The 15,068-nt window shown below is 66.1% G+C and carries 15 protein-coding genes; 5 read left to right on the top strand and 10 right to left on the bottom strand.

All coding sequences use genetic code 11. The annotated features are described in order from the left end of the window. Positions 1-348: 348 nt before the first annotated feature. The 4 genes from rplI to rpsF form a co-directional block, all read right to left on the bottom strand. Positions 349-804 (bottom strand): 50S ribosomal protein L9, encoded by a 456-nt coding sequence (rplI, locus tag GOAMI_RS20890; protein WP_006438608.1) that lies wholly within the window; start codon positions 802-804, stop codon positions 349-351. Positions 805-823: 19 nt separating this feature from the next. Next, on the bottom strand, positions 824-1,081 hold the full coding sequence (rpsR, locus tag GOAMI_RS20885; RefSeq protein WP_004020662.1) for a 30S ribosomal protein S18: 258 nt from the start codon (positions 1,079-1,081) through the stop codon (positions 824-826). A gap of 60 nt (positions 1,082-1,141) precedes the next feature. Then, positions 1,142-1,624 (bottom strand): single-stranded DNA-binding protein, encoded by a 483-nt coding sequence (locus tag GOAMI_RS20880; protein ID WP_006438607.1) that lies wholly within the window; start codon positions 1,622-1,624, stop codon positions 1,142-1,144. A 116-nt stretch (positions 1,625-1,740) separates the two neighbouring features. Next, positions 1,741-2,022, bottom strand: coding sequence for a 30S ribosomal protein S6 (gene rpsF, locus GOAMI_RS20875; RefSeq protein ID WP_004020660.1), 282 nt, complete (start codon positions 2,020-2,022; stop codon positions 1,741-1,743). 207 nt (positions 2,023-2,229) lie between these two features. On the opposite strand from rpsF, the gene GOAMI_RS20870 reads away from it, so the two are divergent. Next, on the top strand, positions 2,230-3,684 hold the full coding sequence (locus tag GOAMI_RS20870; protein WP_051995450.1) for a glycosyltransferase family protein: 1,455 nt from the start codon (positions 2,230-2,232) through the stop codon (positions 3,682-3,684). 1 nt (position 3,685) lies between these two features. Then, on the top strand, positions 3,686-4,225 hold the full coding sequence (locus GOAMI_RS20865; RefSeq protein ID WP_006438605.1) for a GNAT family N-acetyltransferase: 540 nt from the start codon (positions 3,686-3,688) through the stop codon (positions 4,223-4,225). A 50-nt stretch (positions 4,226-4,275) separates the two neighbouring features. Here GOAMI_RS20865 and GOAMI_RS20860 read toward each other — a convergent pair whose 3' ends face one another. The 5 genes from GOAMI_RS20860 to GOAMI_RS20840 all read right to left on the bottom strand — a co-directional run bounded on the left by GOAMI_RS20860 (position 4,276) and on the right by GOAMI_RS20840 (position 10,217). Further along, positions 4,276-4,683: a hypothetical protein gene (locus GOAMI_RS20860; protein ID WP_006438604.1), complete on the bottom strand. Its 408-nt coding sequence runs from the start codon at positions 4,681-4,683 to the stop codon at positions 4,276-4,278. Positions 4,684-4,719: 36 nt separating this feature from the next. Further along, positions 4,720-5,661 (bottom strand): 8-oxoguanine DNA glycosylase OGG fold protein, encoded by a 942-nt coding sequence (locus GOAMI_RS20855; RefSeq protein ID WP_006438603.1) that lies wholly within the window; start codon positions 5,659-5,661, stop codon positions 4,720-4,722. Positions 5,662-5,733: 72 nt separating this feature from the next. After that, positions 5,734-7,293, bottom strand: a complete 1,560-nt coding sequence (locus GOAMI_RS20850; RefSeq protein WP_006438602.1) for a glycosyltransferase family 87 protein — start codon at positions 7,291-7,293, stop codon at positions 5,734-5,736. A gap of 61 nt (positions 7,294-7,354) precedes the next feature. Beyond that, positions 7,355-9,697, bottom strand: coding sequence for a transglycosylase domain-containing protein (locus tag GOAMI_RS20845; protein WP_006438601.1), 2,343 nt, complete (start codon positions 9,695-9,697; stop codon positions 7,355-7,357). Positions 9,698-9,824: 127 nt separating this feature from the next. Then, on the bottom strand, positions 9,825-10,217 hold the full coding sequence (locus GOAMI_RS20840) for a DUF5318 family protein (protein ID WP_006438600.1): 393 nt from the start codon (positions 10,215-10,217) through the stop codon (positions 9,825-9,827). A gap of 218 nt (positions 10,218-10,435) precedes the next feature. Between GOAMI_RS20840 and GOAMI_RS20835 the strand changes: the two genes are divergently transcribed. The 3 genes from GOAMI_RS20835 (at position 10,436) to GOAMI_RS20825 (ending at position 12,933) form a co-directional block, all read left to right on the top strand. Next, positions 10,436-11,170 carry a PadR family transcriptional regulator gene (locus GOAMI_RS20835; RefSeq protein ID WP_006438599.1) on the top strand — a complete coding sequence of 245 codons (735 nt, stop codon included), beginning with the start codon at positions 10,436-10,438 and terminating at the stop codon, positions 11,168-11,170. A 57-nt stretch (positions 11,171-11,227) separates the two neighbouring features. Then, positions 11,228-12,319, top strand: coding sequence for an inositol-3-phosphate synthase (locus tag GOAMI_RS20830; RefSeq protein ID WP_006438598.1), 1,092 nt, complete (start codon positions 11,228-11,230; stop codon positions 12,317-12,319). A gap of 188 nt (positions 12,320-12,507) precedes the next feature. After that, positions 12,508-12,933: a hypothetical protein gene (locus tag GOAMI_RS20825; RefSeq protein WP_006438597.1), complete on the top strand. Its 426-nt coding sequence runs from the start codon at positions 12,508-12,510 to the stop codon at positions 12,931-12,933. A gap of 3 nt (positions 12,934-12,936) precedes the next feature. On the opposite strand, the gene GOAMI_RS20820 is transcribed toward GOAMI_RS20825, so the two are convergent. Further along, on the bottom strand, positions 12,937-14,946 hold the full coding sequence (locus GOAMI_RS20820) for an aconitate hydratase (protein WP_006438596.1): 2,010 nt from the start codon (positions 14,944-14,946) through the stop codon (positions 12,937-12,939). Between the last annotated feature and the right edge of the window lie 122 nt (positions 14,947-15,068).

Genomic DNA, 15,068 nt, shown 5'->3' with positions numbered 1-15,068 from the left:
CGCAGCGGCCCTGGTCTTCGCTGGTTGAGCCGGTAGCGAGCGCAGCGGCCCTGGTCTTCGCTGGTTGAGCCGGTAGCGAGCGTAGCGAGCCACCGCGTCGAAACCTCGCGTCCATGCTGGTTGAGCCGGTCAATGCGGTGTGTGGCGAACGGGTTTCGACACGACGCCTCGCTCCGCTCGGTGTCGGCTCAACCAGCGGGGGTACGGCTCCTCGCTCCGCTCGGTGTCGGCTCAACCAGCGGGGGTACGGCTCCTCGCTCCGCTCGGTGTCGGCTCAACGAGCGGGGGTAGACACGACAAGGCCGGGTGGAATCTCTTCCACCCGGCCTTGTGTGTTCGACGCTGGGGTCAGCCGGCGGCGACGACCGCGAGCTGCACGGTCGCCGAGACCTGCGGGTGCAGGGTGACGGTGACCGGGTAGCTACCGGTGGCCTTGATGTGACCCTTGGGCAGCACGACGTTGCGCTTGTCGACAACCGGTCCGCCGGCGGTCTTGATGGCACCGGCGACGTCTGCCGCGGTGACCGAACCGAACAGCTTGCCCGAGTCGTGGGTCTTGACGTCCAGCGAGACCGCGGCGAGGCCCTCGAGGGCCTGCTTCAGCTCGTTGGCGTGCTCGAGACCGCGAACCTCGCGGGCCTCCTGCGCACGGCGGATGCCCTCGACCTGCTTCTCGGCGCCGCGGGTGGCCTTGATGGCCAGGCCGCGGGGCAGCAGGTAGTTGCGGCCGTAGCCGTCCTTGACCACGACGATGTCGCCGGCTTCGCCGAGATTCTCCACGGCGGCGGTGAGGATGAGCTTCATGTCAACTGATCCTTTCCGCTTATCGGCTGGTCGAGGTGAAGGGCAGCAGGGCCACCTCACGCGAGTTCTTGACGGCCACGGCGACGTCGCGCTGGTGCTGCACGCAGTTACCGGTCACGCGACGCGAGCGGATCTTGCCGCGGTCGGACAGGAAGCGACGCAGAAGCGCGGTGTCCTTGTAGTCGATGACGGCCTTCTTGTCCTTGCAGAAGCTGCACGCCTTGGTCTTGGTGACCTTCTCGACGCGAGGCTTCCGGCTTGGCTTTGCCTTTGCCATGTGTGTATTGCTCCAGTCATGCAATCCGGGTGGCCGCCGACGGGCGGGACCCGGGAGTTATCAGAATGGTGGTTCGTCGTCCCCGCCACCGAACGATCCGCCGCTGCTGGCAGGCGCGCTGCCCCAGGGATCGTCGGCGACCTGCTGGTTCGATCCGCCGCCGCCACCGCCACCGCCGCGCGAGGCGCGATTGACCTTGGCGGTGGCGTAACGCAGCGAGGGGCCGATCTCGTCGACCTCGAGTTCCACGACCGTGCGTCGTTCGCCTTCTTTGGTTTCGTAGGACCGCTGCTTGAGCCGTCCCTGCACGATGACCCGGGATCCCTTGGTCAGGCTTTCGGTCACGTTCTCCGCGGCGTCGCGCCAGATGTTGCAGCGGAGGAACAGCGCTTCGCCGTCCTTCCACTCATTGGTCTGACGGTCGAACGTGCGCGGGGTGGAAGCCACCGTGAAGTTGGCAACCGCTGCTCCCGACGGCGTGAACCGCAGTTCCGGGTCGGCGGTGAGGTTGCCGATGACGGTGATGACCGTGTCGCCTGCCATGTGTGTTTCCCCTCGGGTAGTTGGTGGGCACTCGCTGATCGACATGCACCGGGAGTTTCTGGGTCAACCCTAGAACCCGGTACCGACGTCTTCAGACGTTCAAGAAACCCTGTGGATTACTTCCGCAGGACCTTGGTGCGCAGAACCGACTCGTTCAGCTTCAGCTGACGGTCGAGCTCGGTAACCGTGGCGGGCTCGGCATTGAGATCGATGACGGCGTAGATGCCTTCATTGTGCTTCAGGATCTCGTAAGCAAGGCGGCGCTTGCCCCAGATGTCGACACCATCCACCGAACCGCCATCCTTGCGGACAACATTGAGGAAAGTATCGAGTGAGGGTGCGACGGTGCGCTCGTCCAGATTCGGATCGAGGATGACCATCAATTCGTAGTGACGCATAAGACCACATCACCTCCTATGGGCTAGGTCGGCCACGGACTGTCCGTGGCAGGAGGGTCGCCTGCGTCGGCAACCGGTCCAAGATACATGACCAGGACGTTTTCCCGGAAATCCGAGGTCACGGGTACCGCCCCTTCGTGGCTCGTCGCTCACGCTCCTCGCACCTCAGGGAGCAAGGGTCGGGCACGACGACCTACTCTGTTGGCCATGTCGGAGCCGCGGACCAGTACGCCTCGACGGATCGCGTTGTTGTCCGGACGCGGTGAGACCGCGGTCATCGTGCTGGTGTCGTTGCTGGCGACCGCGGCGACGATGTTCTGGAGCTACCGGGTCAAGGTCCGCTGCGTTGGGGCGCCGTTCGATGCCGACGGACGCAGCGCCAACTGGCCCTCCGGCAATCCCGGCGGCATCATCCCCTGCTACTCGGACCTGATGTACCTGTGGCTCGGCCGGGACATCAACAACCACGTGTTTCCCTACATCCACGGCGGGATCGGTGGCGACGGCACGCTCTTCGGCGGCGTCGTCGAGTACCCCGTGCTGTCCGGGCTGATGATGTACGTCGGGGCAATCGGCGCCCACACCGACACAGAGTTCTTCAACCAGACCGCATTGTTGTTGGCCCCCTTCGGTTTTGCGATCACTGTCATGCTGGCGCTGATGGTCCGCTGGTGGGCGCTGCTGTGGGCGGCCACTCCCCCGCTGGTCCTGTACTCCTTCCACAACTGGGAGCTGCCGGTGGTCGCGACCGCCGTCGCCGCGATCGCGGTGATGACGTGGGGTGGCTCGATCGATCGGGGCACGGGCCGACGAAGACTCCCCCTCCGCACCGCGGCGATCGTGGCCTCGGTCCTGCTCGCGATCGGTTTTTGTCTCAAGCTGTATCCCGGGATCTTCGTGCTGCCGCTGGCCGCCTATGTCCTGACCGGCGGTGCCGGTGGACTGAGGCGCGTCGGGCGCCGCGGCCTCGACTGGGTGGGTGCCGCGTGGGTTGCGGGCGCCGCAGTGGTCACCGTCGTCGCCATCCAGTTGCCGTTCATGGTCCTCGGATTCGACGGCTGGAAGGCGGCACTGACGTTCCAGGGGCGTCGGCGGGCCGACGTCGACACCAACTCCATCTGGTACTGGGGTCTGCGCTACCTCACCGGCACGACCGACACCTATCACTCGCTCGTCGGGGTCGCCTCGCCGCTGTTGATCCTTGTCACCTTCGCGGTCGCCATGTACCTCGGGTGGCGGCATTACCGCCGGATCGGCGTGTTTCCCTGGATAGGTGTCAGCGGGGCGATGCTCGCCGGGTTCATGCTGTTCCACAAAGTGCACTCGCCGCAGTACACCCTGTGGATTCTCCCGTTCTTCGTGCTGATGCGAGTGCGGTGGCAGGTCATCGCGGTGTATCTGCTCACCGACATCGCTCTGGACCTGACGATCTTCCGCCTGTTCCCGATCCGCGACGCCGGCGACCCACTGCCCTGGTGGGTGCTCACCGGTGTCGCGGGCTCGGTCTGGGTTCACGCATTCCTGCTCGTGTACCTGATCGGCACGCTGGTCCGCACCCCGCTGCGTGAACCACTCGGGTCGATGACGATCCGCGACGACGCGCGCGTCGATCGGCCCGACGAACAGACCTCTCGCCCCGTACCGGCGACGGACAGGGCCTGACATGAGTTCGTGGCTGGGTACCGGACCGCTCGTCGGCGATCGGGTCACTCTGCGGCCGTTGACGATCGACGACGCGCCGGCCCTCGCTCGGGTGGTCGGTGACCCGGACAGGTTCCGCTGGTCTCCGGGTGTGCCCGTCGATCTCGACTCCGCCCGTCGTTTCATCGAGGCCGCCACCGCCGACCCCGGCGCACGCGTGGCGTTCGCCGTCGTCGACAACATCGACGGCACCGTCGTCGGATCGACGAGTTTCTACGAGATCGACGAGGCAAACCGCAGCGTCTGTATCGGCTACACCTTCTACGCCGAACGCGTGCAGGGAACGACGGTCAATCCGACCGCGAAGTATCTGCTGCTGCGGCGCGCTTTCGAGGACTGCGGCGCCGTACGGATCACGTGGCACACCCACGAGCACAACACGCAGTCCCGGGCCGCGATCGCGAAACTCGGCGCCCGATTCGAAGGACTGCTTCGCAAACACCGACGATTCGGCGACGGATGGCGGACCACCGCGCTCTACTCGATGACCGACGACGAGTGACCGGACGCGAAAGCCACACTGCTACAACGGATTAGTTGACAGGCCGGGCATCATGGCTCCTTCGAGTGGTCGGGATGACCATGCGTCCGGCGCTCTTCTTTCATCCGCGCCTCGTACAGATGCCGTTCACCGTCGGTCAACTCGTTGCGCACCCGTTCCGTATGGACCCGGAACGGGTGCCAGTACGTGTCGTCGAATTCCTCTACGACCTGAAATGTCCAGCGGCCGTTGATGACATTGCGTCCGACCATCTCTGTTGCGAGGATGTCCGCAATGTCGGCGTGTCCGTCTTCACGTAGCGCGTCCACGGCCTCCCCGAGCAGAAGATCCGCATGCCCGATGAGCTGGTGGAAGCTGTAGAGGTGACCGCGGGCGCGTTCGACGTACTCGAGCGCCTCACCCACTTTTCCGACCGCCTCGGCGGTCGTATCCGGGACCTGTTCGCCACGCTCAGCCATGTCCCGACAATACCCACGCCGAGGGTGCGTCAACCTTCAAATTCGCCGACCGATGTAGCTGCCGTAGACGCGATCCTCGTCGAATCCGTCGTAGATCTCACTGACCTCACCATTGAGCGCCTGGCTGATCTTGTGACCCAACTGCCTGAATTCGCCTTGTGCCTCAGCGGATCTCGGCGCCAGCGCGGAGAGAGTGCACAACCAGCGGTGGATGATGCGCAGATCGTCGGTGGACAAGGGGCCGCGTACCCAATTCGCCTTTTCCCAGGTCTGACGTTCCCACGCCTGCCACGGATGGTCCCATCCGCTCGGCGGCGAGATCGCGAAGAGCCCGCGCACGATGACGTCGTTGCGATCGATCCCGGCCTCCGTGCGCCAGCGGTCGACGATCCGGGAATAGGTCAAGTAGTCGGCGGCGGTCCAGACGCCGTCGCGCAGGCCCTTCCAACCGGCACGCCGCAATGATCGGCCGACCTTGGCCTCGAGCACCGGGCTCGGATGCTTCGGATCGCCGGCACCCGCGAAGTACAGGTACCACGTGAACCCGGCCGGGCCGAGCTTCTCGATGGTGTTGCCGCCCTTGTCCGGTCGCAGCAACGCGTACGCCGCGCCGGGGTCGTCGCGACTAGCCAGGGCGGCCTCCTGGAGGAGTCGGCCGAGACGTTTGCGGTCTGCGGCCACGGCGGCGATCCGCTTCTTCCCGTCTGCGTTCTGACGGCCCAGGCAGAATGCGACGACGTTCCACAACAGCTCGATTGCATCTTCCGGGGACTCGCCGGCGACGGCGCCGAGGGCGAACAGGTCTTCTCTACTGATCTTGCTGCCGTGCAGCGTGTTCGGCATGTCGAACTCGGCGAGATGGTCGATCCACCACTGCTGGTCGACCAGGACGGAATCGGTCAGGAGTTCGGACGCGCGATCGCCGTCGGCGAGCCAGTCGATGAGGTCGTCGGGAACAGCGAGTTGTGAGGGATTCATGCTGGATTGGACGCGCCGACGCGGAGTTCGGTTCCCTCCTTCCGATACGCCGGCTCGGCCGGCGCGGTCAGCTCACGGACTCCCGGCCGAAACCGGCTCGGCCACTTCGACTTCGGCGCGCCGCCGCACGAGCCGCGACGGGAGGCGTAACCGGATGCGGTCCGGTGCGCCGTCGAGCACCCCACCGGCCGGATCGTCGTACCAGCGACCGTCGTTCCCGCGCCGGACGAGGTCCTCCTGCGGATGCCAGATCTGCCAGATCACGACCGCACACAGCACGATGACCATCACTCCCCGGAGCACCACCGCGGCCGTGAACCACTGGTCGGGCAGCCAACGGCGTTCCGCATCCAGGAAGAGGCTCATCCGCGGAATCCAGATCAGCGCGTCGATCGTCATCCACGTCAGCAGCAGCCTGGTGTGTGGGATCGCGAGCACTGCCAGCGGCACCAGCCACAGCGAGTACTGCGGGCTCCACACCTTGTTGACGAGCAGGAAGCCGGCAACCGCGAGGAACGCCAGCTGCGCGACACGGGGTCGGAACGGCGCGCTCAGGCCGATGAGGGCGACAGCCACCATGACGAGGACCGTCAGCCCGACCGACAGCGCATTCAGATGGTCGATGTTCCATGTGAAACCAAGCGTGTCGGCGAGGATGCGGTAGATGGTGTCGGCGTCGGCCGAGCGGTCGGCGTTGAACCGGAAGAACTCCCACCACCCGGTCGGATACGGGATCAGGATCGGGAGGTTGACCACCAGCCACGCGGCGAGGGCTGCGGCGGCCGTGGCCCCGAACTCGCGGACTCGGCCGGTCCGCAGACACAGCGCTCCCAGTACCACCAGCAACAACGCCGGATAGAGTTTCGCCGCGGCGCCGACGCCGATCGCCACGCCCGCGATCCACGGCCGGTCCCGCGACCACGCGAGCAGCGCGACCGCGACGGCCGCGGTCGCGATGGTGTCGAAGTTGGTGAAGGCATGGACGAACACCAGCGGCGACAGCGCCGCCAGCCACACCGTCCACATCCGGGTCCGCGCAGTGAGAGCCGTCGCCCAGATGGTGACCAGCCAGAACAGGGCCAGGCCCAACGCGACGATGGTGAAGAACAGCACCACGTCGAGCGCGCCGGGGACACCCCAGTTCTCCTCGGCCCACACCCAGCCGCGCGTCAACTGCGCGGCACCGTACATGAACATCCCGGTGAGCACGGGATACTCCATGTACCGCTTGATGGTCTGGCCCTGGGAGTCCTCCTGGAACCAGAAGTCACGGTACGGCAGCGCCCCGATGTTGAGTCGTTCCGCGCCGTACAGGCTGATGACGTCGCTGTAGCAGAGGTTGGTGAACTGTCGCTGGTCGTCCCAGTCGAGTCGCATCTCGGCGCCGGGGCGTCCGGACGAACCGTCGTCGGCCGGGGCCTGTTGCAGGCAGCCCGCCTTGCCGAACCAGCCGATGGCCAGTCCGCACAACGCGAGCGCGAACAGCACGCGTAGCGGGGTCAGGTGGCGGCTTCGGCCGATGACGGCATGCGCGCCCGCCGGTCCGCCGATGAGTGAACTCGCCTCGCGGACCGAGTTGTCGGTGCGCGTCGGGAGGACGCGTTCGGTGTCGACGCGACCGTCTCGCGCCATCGGCGCAGGGCTGTCCCAGGCAGGGTCGGCTACATCGTCGGAGTCAGCCGATACGTCCTGGTCAGCCGACCGGCGGTTCAGGGACTCCTCCGCCGTCCGCACCGCCGGGCACGTTGCCTCCGCCGTCCGGCGTGTTCCCGCCACCGGAGTCCCCACCGTCGGGCGAGTTGCCGCCACCGGAGTCGCCCCCGCCTCGGGGAGCGCCCGGGAGTGGGATGGTGACGCCGGGTGCGAGCGTCAGGTTGCCGTCGCCGCCCTGGTCGGGGATGTCGAAGGTGGGTAGGGATGGTCCGCGCGAGCGTGTGGACGGAGCGTAGGTGGTCGCCGGGGCCTCGTAGGGGATGCCGGCCACGCCGCCGATCGCCTCGGGCTCGGGGAACTCCTTGATCTCCTTGCCCTCGAGCGCGGCGTTCATCGCCGCCTTCCAGATCTGCGCGGGCAGACCACTGCCGTAGATCGACGCGCCGCTGTAGTTGGTCAGCGCCGTACCGTCGTTCGTACCGACCCAGACCGCGGTGGACAGCTGCGGGGTGTACCCGACCATCCACGCGTCCTTGTTCTTTCCGGTGTCGCCGAGCTGCACCGTGCCGGTCTTGGCGGCCGACGGACGCGAGCCGAGCGACGAGTCGTAGAGCGAGTTGCCGTTGGAGTATGCCGCGATCGGCTCCAGCGCCGCGGTCACGTTGTCGGCGACCTTGGCGGGGAACACCCGCTTGCCCTCGGACTTGCGTTCGAAGAGCACTTGCCCCTCGGAGTCGACGACCTTCTGCACGAAGTACGGCTCGTGGTAGACACCGGACGCCGCGAGGGTGGCATATGCCGAGGCCATGTCGATGACGCGGGACTGGTACTGACCCAGGACGACGCCGCCCTCGGGCGAGCCGTTCGCCTCCTGGAGGGTCTTGTCGATGTTGCCGAAGGATTCGGCCACGCCGGCTCGATGCGCTGCGTCGGCGACGTCCTCGGCGCCTCGCTTGAGATCCATCATGAGTCGGTAGTAGACGGTGTTCAGCGACATCTTCATCGCTGTTGCGAGGTTGCACGAGCCGCAGCTCTGACCCTCGGAGTTCTCGACCGTGAGTCCACCGCTGGCCTCGAAGGGCGCCGAGCTGTAGACCTTCGACAGCGGGATGTCCTGTTCGAGCGCCGCGACGAGCGCGAACACCTTGAACGACGATCCGGTCTGCAGGCCCGCCTGTGCGAGGTCCCACCCGCCGGCGTTGTCACCGCCGTAGTAACCGCGGACGGCGCCGGTCTGCGGGTCGATGGACACCGCCGATGCCAGGAGGTCGTCGGGCTCGCCGTTGAGCTGGCCGTTCGGGCACTTGTAGATCTTGTTCTTGCGGCAGGCCGCCTGGACGACGCCGTTCTGCACCTGTGGGTCGATGGTGGTGCTGATCTTGAGACCACCGGTCTGCAGCTGCTTCTCGGTGATGCCGACGCTGTTGAGTTCTTCGAGCACCCGACGTTTGATCAGGCCGTTGGGGCCCGGTGTCTCGTCGGTACCGCTGACCCGCGGCTTGATGGTCTTCGGGAAGACCGCGTTGTCGGCCTGCTGCTTGGTGATGGCGCCGGTGGCGACCATGCCGCTCAGCACGTAGCGCCAGCGGGCCTCGGTCGCCTCCCGGTTGTTCTCCGGGTCGTAGTACGACGGCGCGCGAATTACCCCGGCCAGCAGTGCCGCTTCCTCGAAGGTCAACGGGTTCTTCGCGGCCCGCGCCTTGTCGGTGATCGACTTGTTGAAGTACTTCTGGGTGGCGACGGCGACGCCGTAGGCGCCTCGGCCGAAGTAGATGGTGTTGAGGTAGGCCTCGAGGATCTTCTCCTTGGACCAGCCGTGCCGTTCGTTCATCTTCGCGGCGATCGCGAGTTCCTTGAACTTGCGATCGAAGCTGCGTTCGTCACCGACGATCGCATTCTTGACGTACTGCTGGGTGATCGTCGATCCACCGCCGGCGGACTGGTTGCCGGTGATCTGACCGATCATCGCGCGGGACAGGCCGCGCGGCGAAAAGCCGTTGTTGGTCCAGAACTCGCGGTCCTCGGCGGCGACGATCGCCTGGATCATCGTGTCGGGGATCTCGTCGAGCGGCACCACCGTGCGGTTGCCGTCGGGCTGGGTGATGTCGGCGAGGGTACGGCCGGAGGTGTCGACGATGGTCGCCTTCTGACTGACCTCTGGTTCCGGGATCTCCGCGGTGAAGTAGGTGAAGGCGAACGCGAAGATCAGCACCAGCACGATGGCCGGGACGACGGCGCCCACTGCGCCGAGCGCCCACGCGAACCGCCTGTGCCGTTCCTCCGCTGCCTGCCTTCCGCCTCGCCGGTTGCCACTGCCACCGTTGCGACCGGGACGGGTTCCGGTACCGCGCGGTGTGGGCGAAGAACCGTACGCCTCGCTCATCGTCCACCTTTCCTACCGGGCGTGCGGTGCGTCACACACCGCTGACCTCGGTCACTTTCTCGAGCCTCGTGCCACTCCACTTTGACAGCACGCGTGGGACCTCGGCAAAAAACCGCAGGCCAGCGCGCTACTTGGCCACGCGTCGGGTGCGACGCGTGGTCCGCGGGGGCAGCCCGGCAACGTAGGACTGCACCAAATGGTTCCAGCTGCACGTCCGGCACACCTCGACGACATGCACCGAGAACTCCTCGTCGGTGGTCGCCAACCGGGCGATCTCCTCAGTGCTCCGCGCTGAGCCACTCACTTGGCCAAGGCGTTCGCCGAACACCCAGGAAACCAGCGTGACCTGCTCTTTTCGGCAGATCGGGCACATCGTGTCACTGGGCCGACCGTGGAACTTCGCCGCGCGCAGAAGATATGGACTCGCATCGCACACATCGGCCACGGCAGTCCGGCCCGCGTGGACCGAGGACAGCCGAGCGCGCCGCTGCAGGGCGTAGTCGACGATCTGGCGTTGCACGGTTCCAAGCGTACGTGGTCACACCTTCGCCGTCGGCGCGACGGGTCCGGCCGCCGACGGGGCGGGTTCGGTCGCCAACCCACGACACGCGGGTAGCTTCCTCGATCGACCTCGTCGTGGACACAGTTATATCGGTGCGATACATTGACAAACACATCGGAGCGAGGTGTTGCGCTGTCAGCACGCTCCGACACATCGAGGAAGGAGGGGGTGACGAAGTGCTCGAATTGGCGATTCTCGGCTTGCTCCTCGAATCCCCCATGCACGGCTACGAGCTGCGCAAGCGGCTGACCGGGCTTCTCGGCGCCTTCCGTGCTTTCTCCTACGGTTCGCTGTATCCGACCCTGCGCCGGATGCAGGCCGACGGATTCATCGACGAAGCCGACGCGCCCATGGGTGTGAAGGTCCGTCGTGGTCGTCGGGTGTACCAACTCACCGATGCAGGTCGTGCTCGGTTCGCCGAGCTCGTGGCCGACACCGGTCCGCAGAACTACACCGACGACGGTTTCGGTGTTCATCTGGCGTTCTTCAGCCGGACTCCCGCGGTGGCGCGCATGCGCATCCTCGAGGGACGTCGGCGGCAGGTCGAGGAGCGCCGAGAAGGGTTGCGGGAGATCGTCGGCCGGTCCAACCGGGCGGTCGATCGCTACACCCGTCAGCTGCATCAGCTCAGCCTCGAGTCCAGTGAACGGGAGGTCCGCTGGCTCAACGAGCTGATCGCCGCCGAGAGCTCCCAGCAGCAAGACGGGACTCCAAGTCCGTTCGACCCACCAAATCCGTTCGACACCGACGCATTCGATCCCGACGACGCCGTTCGGGACACCGCCGGAACCGAACAGTCACCTGTCGATCCGGGGCCGGGCAACCGGGACCGGGACGAACCGATGGCGAATATCGAAGAACCGGACTCGACGCCGAGCCGGGACGAACAGCTCGGGCACCCGAGCAAGTGAAAACACCGGTGGCGCAGCGAACGTCTGCGACGCCGCAACAAGAAGGAGAGCCCGACCATGGGTGAGCCCAATAAGGTGCGCGTTGCCATTGTGGGCGTAGGAAACTGCGCTTCATCCTTGGTGCAAGGCGTGCAGTACTACAAGGACGCCGACGAGAACGCCAGCGTGCCGGGTCTGATGCATGTGAAGTTCGGCCCGTACCACGTCCGCGACGTCGAGTTCGTCGCCGCGTTCGACGTGGACGCCAAGAAGGTCGGCTTCGACCTGTCCGACGCGATCTTCGCGAGCGAGAACAACACCATCAAGATCGCCGACGTGCCGCCGACCGGTGTCACCGTTCAGCGTGGCCACACCCTCGACGGCCTCGGCAAGTACTACCTCGAGACCATCACCGAGGCCGACGGCTCGGGTGTCGACATCGTCCAGGCCCTCAAGGACGCCGAGGTCGACGTCCTCGTCAGCTACCTGCCGGTCGGCTCGGAGCAGGCCGACAAGTTCTACGCACAGTGCTGCATCGACGCCAATGTGGCGTTCGTCAACGCACTCCCGGTCTTCATCGCCTCGGACCCCGAGTGGGCCAAGAAGTTCACCGACGCCGGTGTCCCGATCGTCGGCGACGACATCAAGAGCCAGGTCGGCGCCACCATCACCCACCGCGTGATGGCGAAGCTGTTCGAGGATCGCGGCGTCACCCTCGACCGCACCTACCAGCTGAACGTCGGCGGCAACATGGACTTCAAGAACATGCTCGAGCGCGAGCGCCTGGAGTCCAAGAAGGTCTCGAAGACCCAGGCCGTGACCTCCAACCTGACCGGCTCGCTCGCCGGCAAGGTCGAGGACAAGAACGTCCACATCGGCCCGTCGGACCACGTCGCATGGCTCGACGACCGCAAGTGGGCCTACGTCCGCCTCGAAGGCCGCGCCTTCGGTGACGTGCCGCTGAACCTCGAGTACAAGCTCGAGGTCTGGGACTCCCCCAACTCGGCAGGCATCATCATCGACGCCGTGCGCGCCGCCAAGATCGCCAAGGACCGTGGCATCGGCGGACCGATCCTCCCGGCCTCGGCCTACCTGATGAAGTCCCCGCCGAAGCAGCTCGCCGACGACGTCGCGCGTGCGCAGCTCGAGGCGTTCATCGTCGAGGCCTGATCCTCGCCGTAACGACTGTCGCCGTCCCCGTTCGGGATTCGTGAGGTACACCCTTACGGTTCCGGCGGGGACGTCGTCGTTTTCGGCGACACGGGTTCGGTGAATCCACGCGTGGTCACTCGCGCTGTGGTCGACAATGATTCCTCATACCGCCGACTGCCGCGGCAGGTCACGAGGAGGAGACCACGATGGGTTCGAGAATCATCCGGGTGTGTGTGACCGCGGCGATCGCGGCCACGTTGGGACTGTTCGGTGTCGCGGGCACCGGAACTGCGGTTGCCGCACCGTCTCCCACCCCGGCCGTGACCGTCGTCGGTGGCTGTGATGGCGCGAAACTTGTTCAGCCACGGACACTCTCGTCGATCTTCTGCGCCGACGTGGGGGTCATCGTCTCGGACATCACCTGGCTCGCGTGGACCGATGGCTTCGCCGCCGGCTTCGGGACCGAGAACCGCAAGCTGTGCAAGCCGGACTGTGCGTCGGGGAGCGTCGCGAAGTATCCGGTCGGCATCTGGTTGTTCGCACCGAAGAAGGGCGCGTTCACCCAGGTCTCGCTGTACTCGTCGATCACGGGCCCGCCGGAGACCTACCAGTTGACCGGGCACGTGCGCTGACGCTCAGCTGATCTCGCCGCTGTCCTGCAAGACGGTCTCCTCGGCCCGGTGTTCGTCCGGGTGTTCCTCGGCGGCGAGCCGTGGGATGAGACCGCCGGCGAGGACGTCGGACACCTGACGCTTCGAGAGTCGGTGCCGGACTTCGAATTCGCGGTCCTTGGTCACGTTGCGAACCGTGAGGACGTCCCCGTCACCCAGGGCATCCCGCAGCTTCTCCAGCCGCAGGGTGTCGCCCTGCTCGACGGCGTCGTAGTCGGCGGGGTCGACGAATTCCACTGCCAGCACACCGAAGTTCGCGAGGTTCTGCCAGTGGATGCGCGCGAACGACTTGGCGATCACCACCCGCAGGCCGAGATGGCGCGGCGCGATGGCCGCATGTTCGCGTGACGAGCCCTGTCCGTAGTTGTCACCGCCGATGATGATGTGGCCGGTGTCCGCGGAACGTGCATGTTCCGTGTAACTGTCGTCGATCCGTGTGAAGCAGAACTCGGCGAGCTTCGGGATGTTCGACCGGTAGGGCAGAGCTCGTGCGCCGGCGGGCGAGATGTCATCGGTGGAGATGTTGTCGCCGACCTTCAACAACACCGGGGCCTCGACGACATCCGGCAACGGATCCAGGTCCGGCAGGTCGGAGATGTTGGGGCCCTTCACCGGCTGGATCTCCGCTGCTTCGTCCGGCGGCAGCGGCGCCACGAGCATCGCGGTGTTGACCGAATGCTCGCGCGGTAGGTCGAGCTCGGGGTATGCGACCTCGTTGTCGGCCGCCCAGTCGCGGGGGTCGGTGATCACACCGGTGAGTGCCGAGGCCGCTGCGGTCTCCGGCGAACACAGCCACACCTTGTCGTCCTTGGTCCCCGACCGTCCGGGGAAGTTGCGCGGCATCGTTCGGAGTGAGTTCTGCCCGGTCGCGGGTGCCTGTCCCATGCCGATGCACCCCATACATCCGGCCTGGTGAATGCGAGCGCCACCGATGACGAGGCTGGTCGTGGCGCCCATCTTGGTGAGGTCGGTGAGGATCTCTCGCGAGGTCGGGTTGATGTCGAAGCTGACGCCGGCCGACGTCTGCCTCCCCTCCACCATCGCTGCGGCGATCGCGAAGTCGCGGAGGCCGGGGTTGGCGCTCGACCCGATCACCACCTGCGAGATCTCCTCCCCGGCGACCTCGCTGACGGGCACGACGTCCCCGGGAGAGGAGGGTTTTGCGATCAGCGGGACGATCTCGGTGAGATCGATGGTTTCCTCGGCGTCGTAGCCGGCGCCGTCGTCGGCGACGAGTTCGATCCAGTCGTCTTCGCGTCCCTCGGCACGGAGGAAGTCCCGGACCGCCTCGTCGCTGGGGAACACCGTTGTCGTGGCCCCCAGTTCCGCACCCATGTTCGCGATCACGTGGCGGTCCATCGCCGTCAGACTCGCGAGCCCGGGACCGTGATACTCGATGATCCGGTTCACGGCACCCTTCACGTCGTGCCGGCGAAGCATCTCGAGAATCACGTCCTTGGCCGAACACCACTGCGGCAGTTCGCCTTCCAGGCGAATACCCCAGATCTCGGGCATCCGGATGTTCAACGGGCGACCGGTGATAGCGAGGGCCACCTCCAGACCTCCGACGCCGACCGCGAGCATCCCGAGCGATCCCGCCGCCGGTGTGTGCGAGTCGGACCCGACCATCGTCTTCCCGGGAATGCCGAACCGCTGCATGTGGGTGGGATGGGAGACCCCGTTGCCGGGCTTCGAGAACCACAATCCGAACCGTTCACACGCCGTACGCAGATACTCGTGGTCCTCGGCGTTCTTCTCGTCGGTCTGCAGGAGATTGTGATCGACGTACTGAACGCTCACTTCGGTGCGGGCACGGTCGAGACCCAGCGACTCCAGTTCCTGCATCACCAGCGTCCCGGTCGCGTCCTGGGTGAGGGTCTGGTCGATGTGGATCGCGATCTCTTCGCCCGGGGTCATGTCCCCGGCCTCCAGATGGGATTCGATGAGCTTCCGGGCAACGTTCTGGGCGGGCATCGCACACTCCTGATCGGCTCACGCCCGAGCCACATCGGCTCGGGACTGAACCGCGCCAGAACCTGTCCGCCGATGTCGACACCGCGACACGCCTGGCGCTCACGCTCGGACTGATCTCCATG

The sequence above is a fragment of the Gordonia amicalis NBRC 100051 = JCM 11271 genome (assembly GCF_000332995.1).
Lineage (GTDB): Bacteria > Actinomycetota > Actinomycetes > Mycobacteriales > Mycobacteriaceae > Gordonia > Gordonia amicalis.
This window is presented reverse-complemented; position numbering and strand designations above follow the sequence as displayed.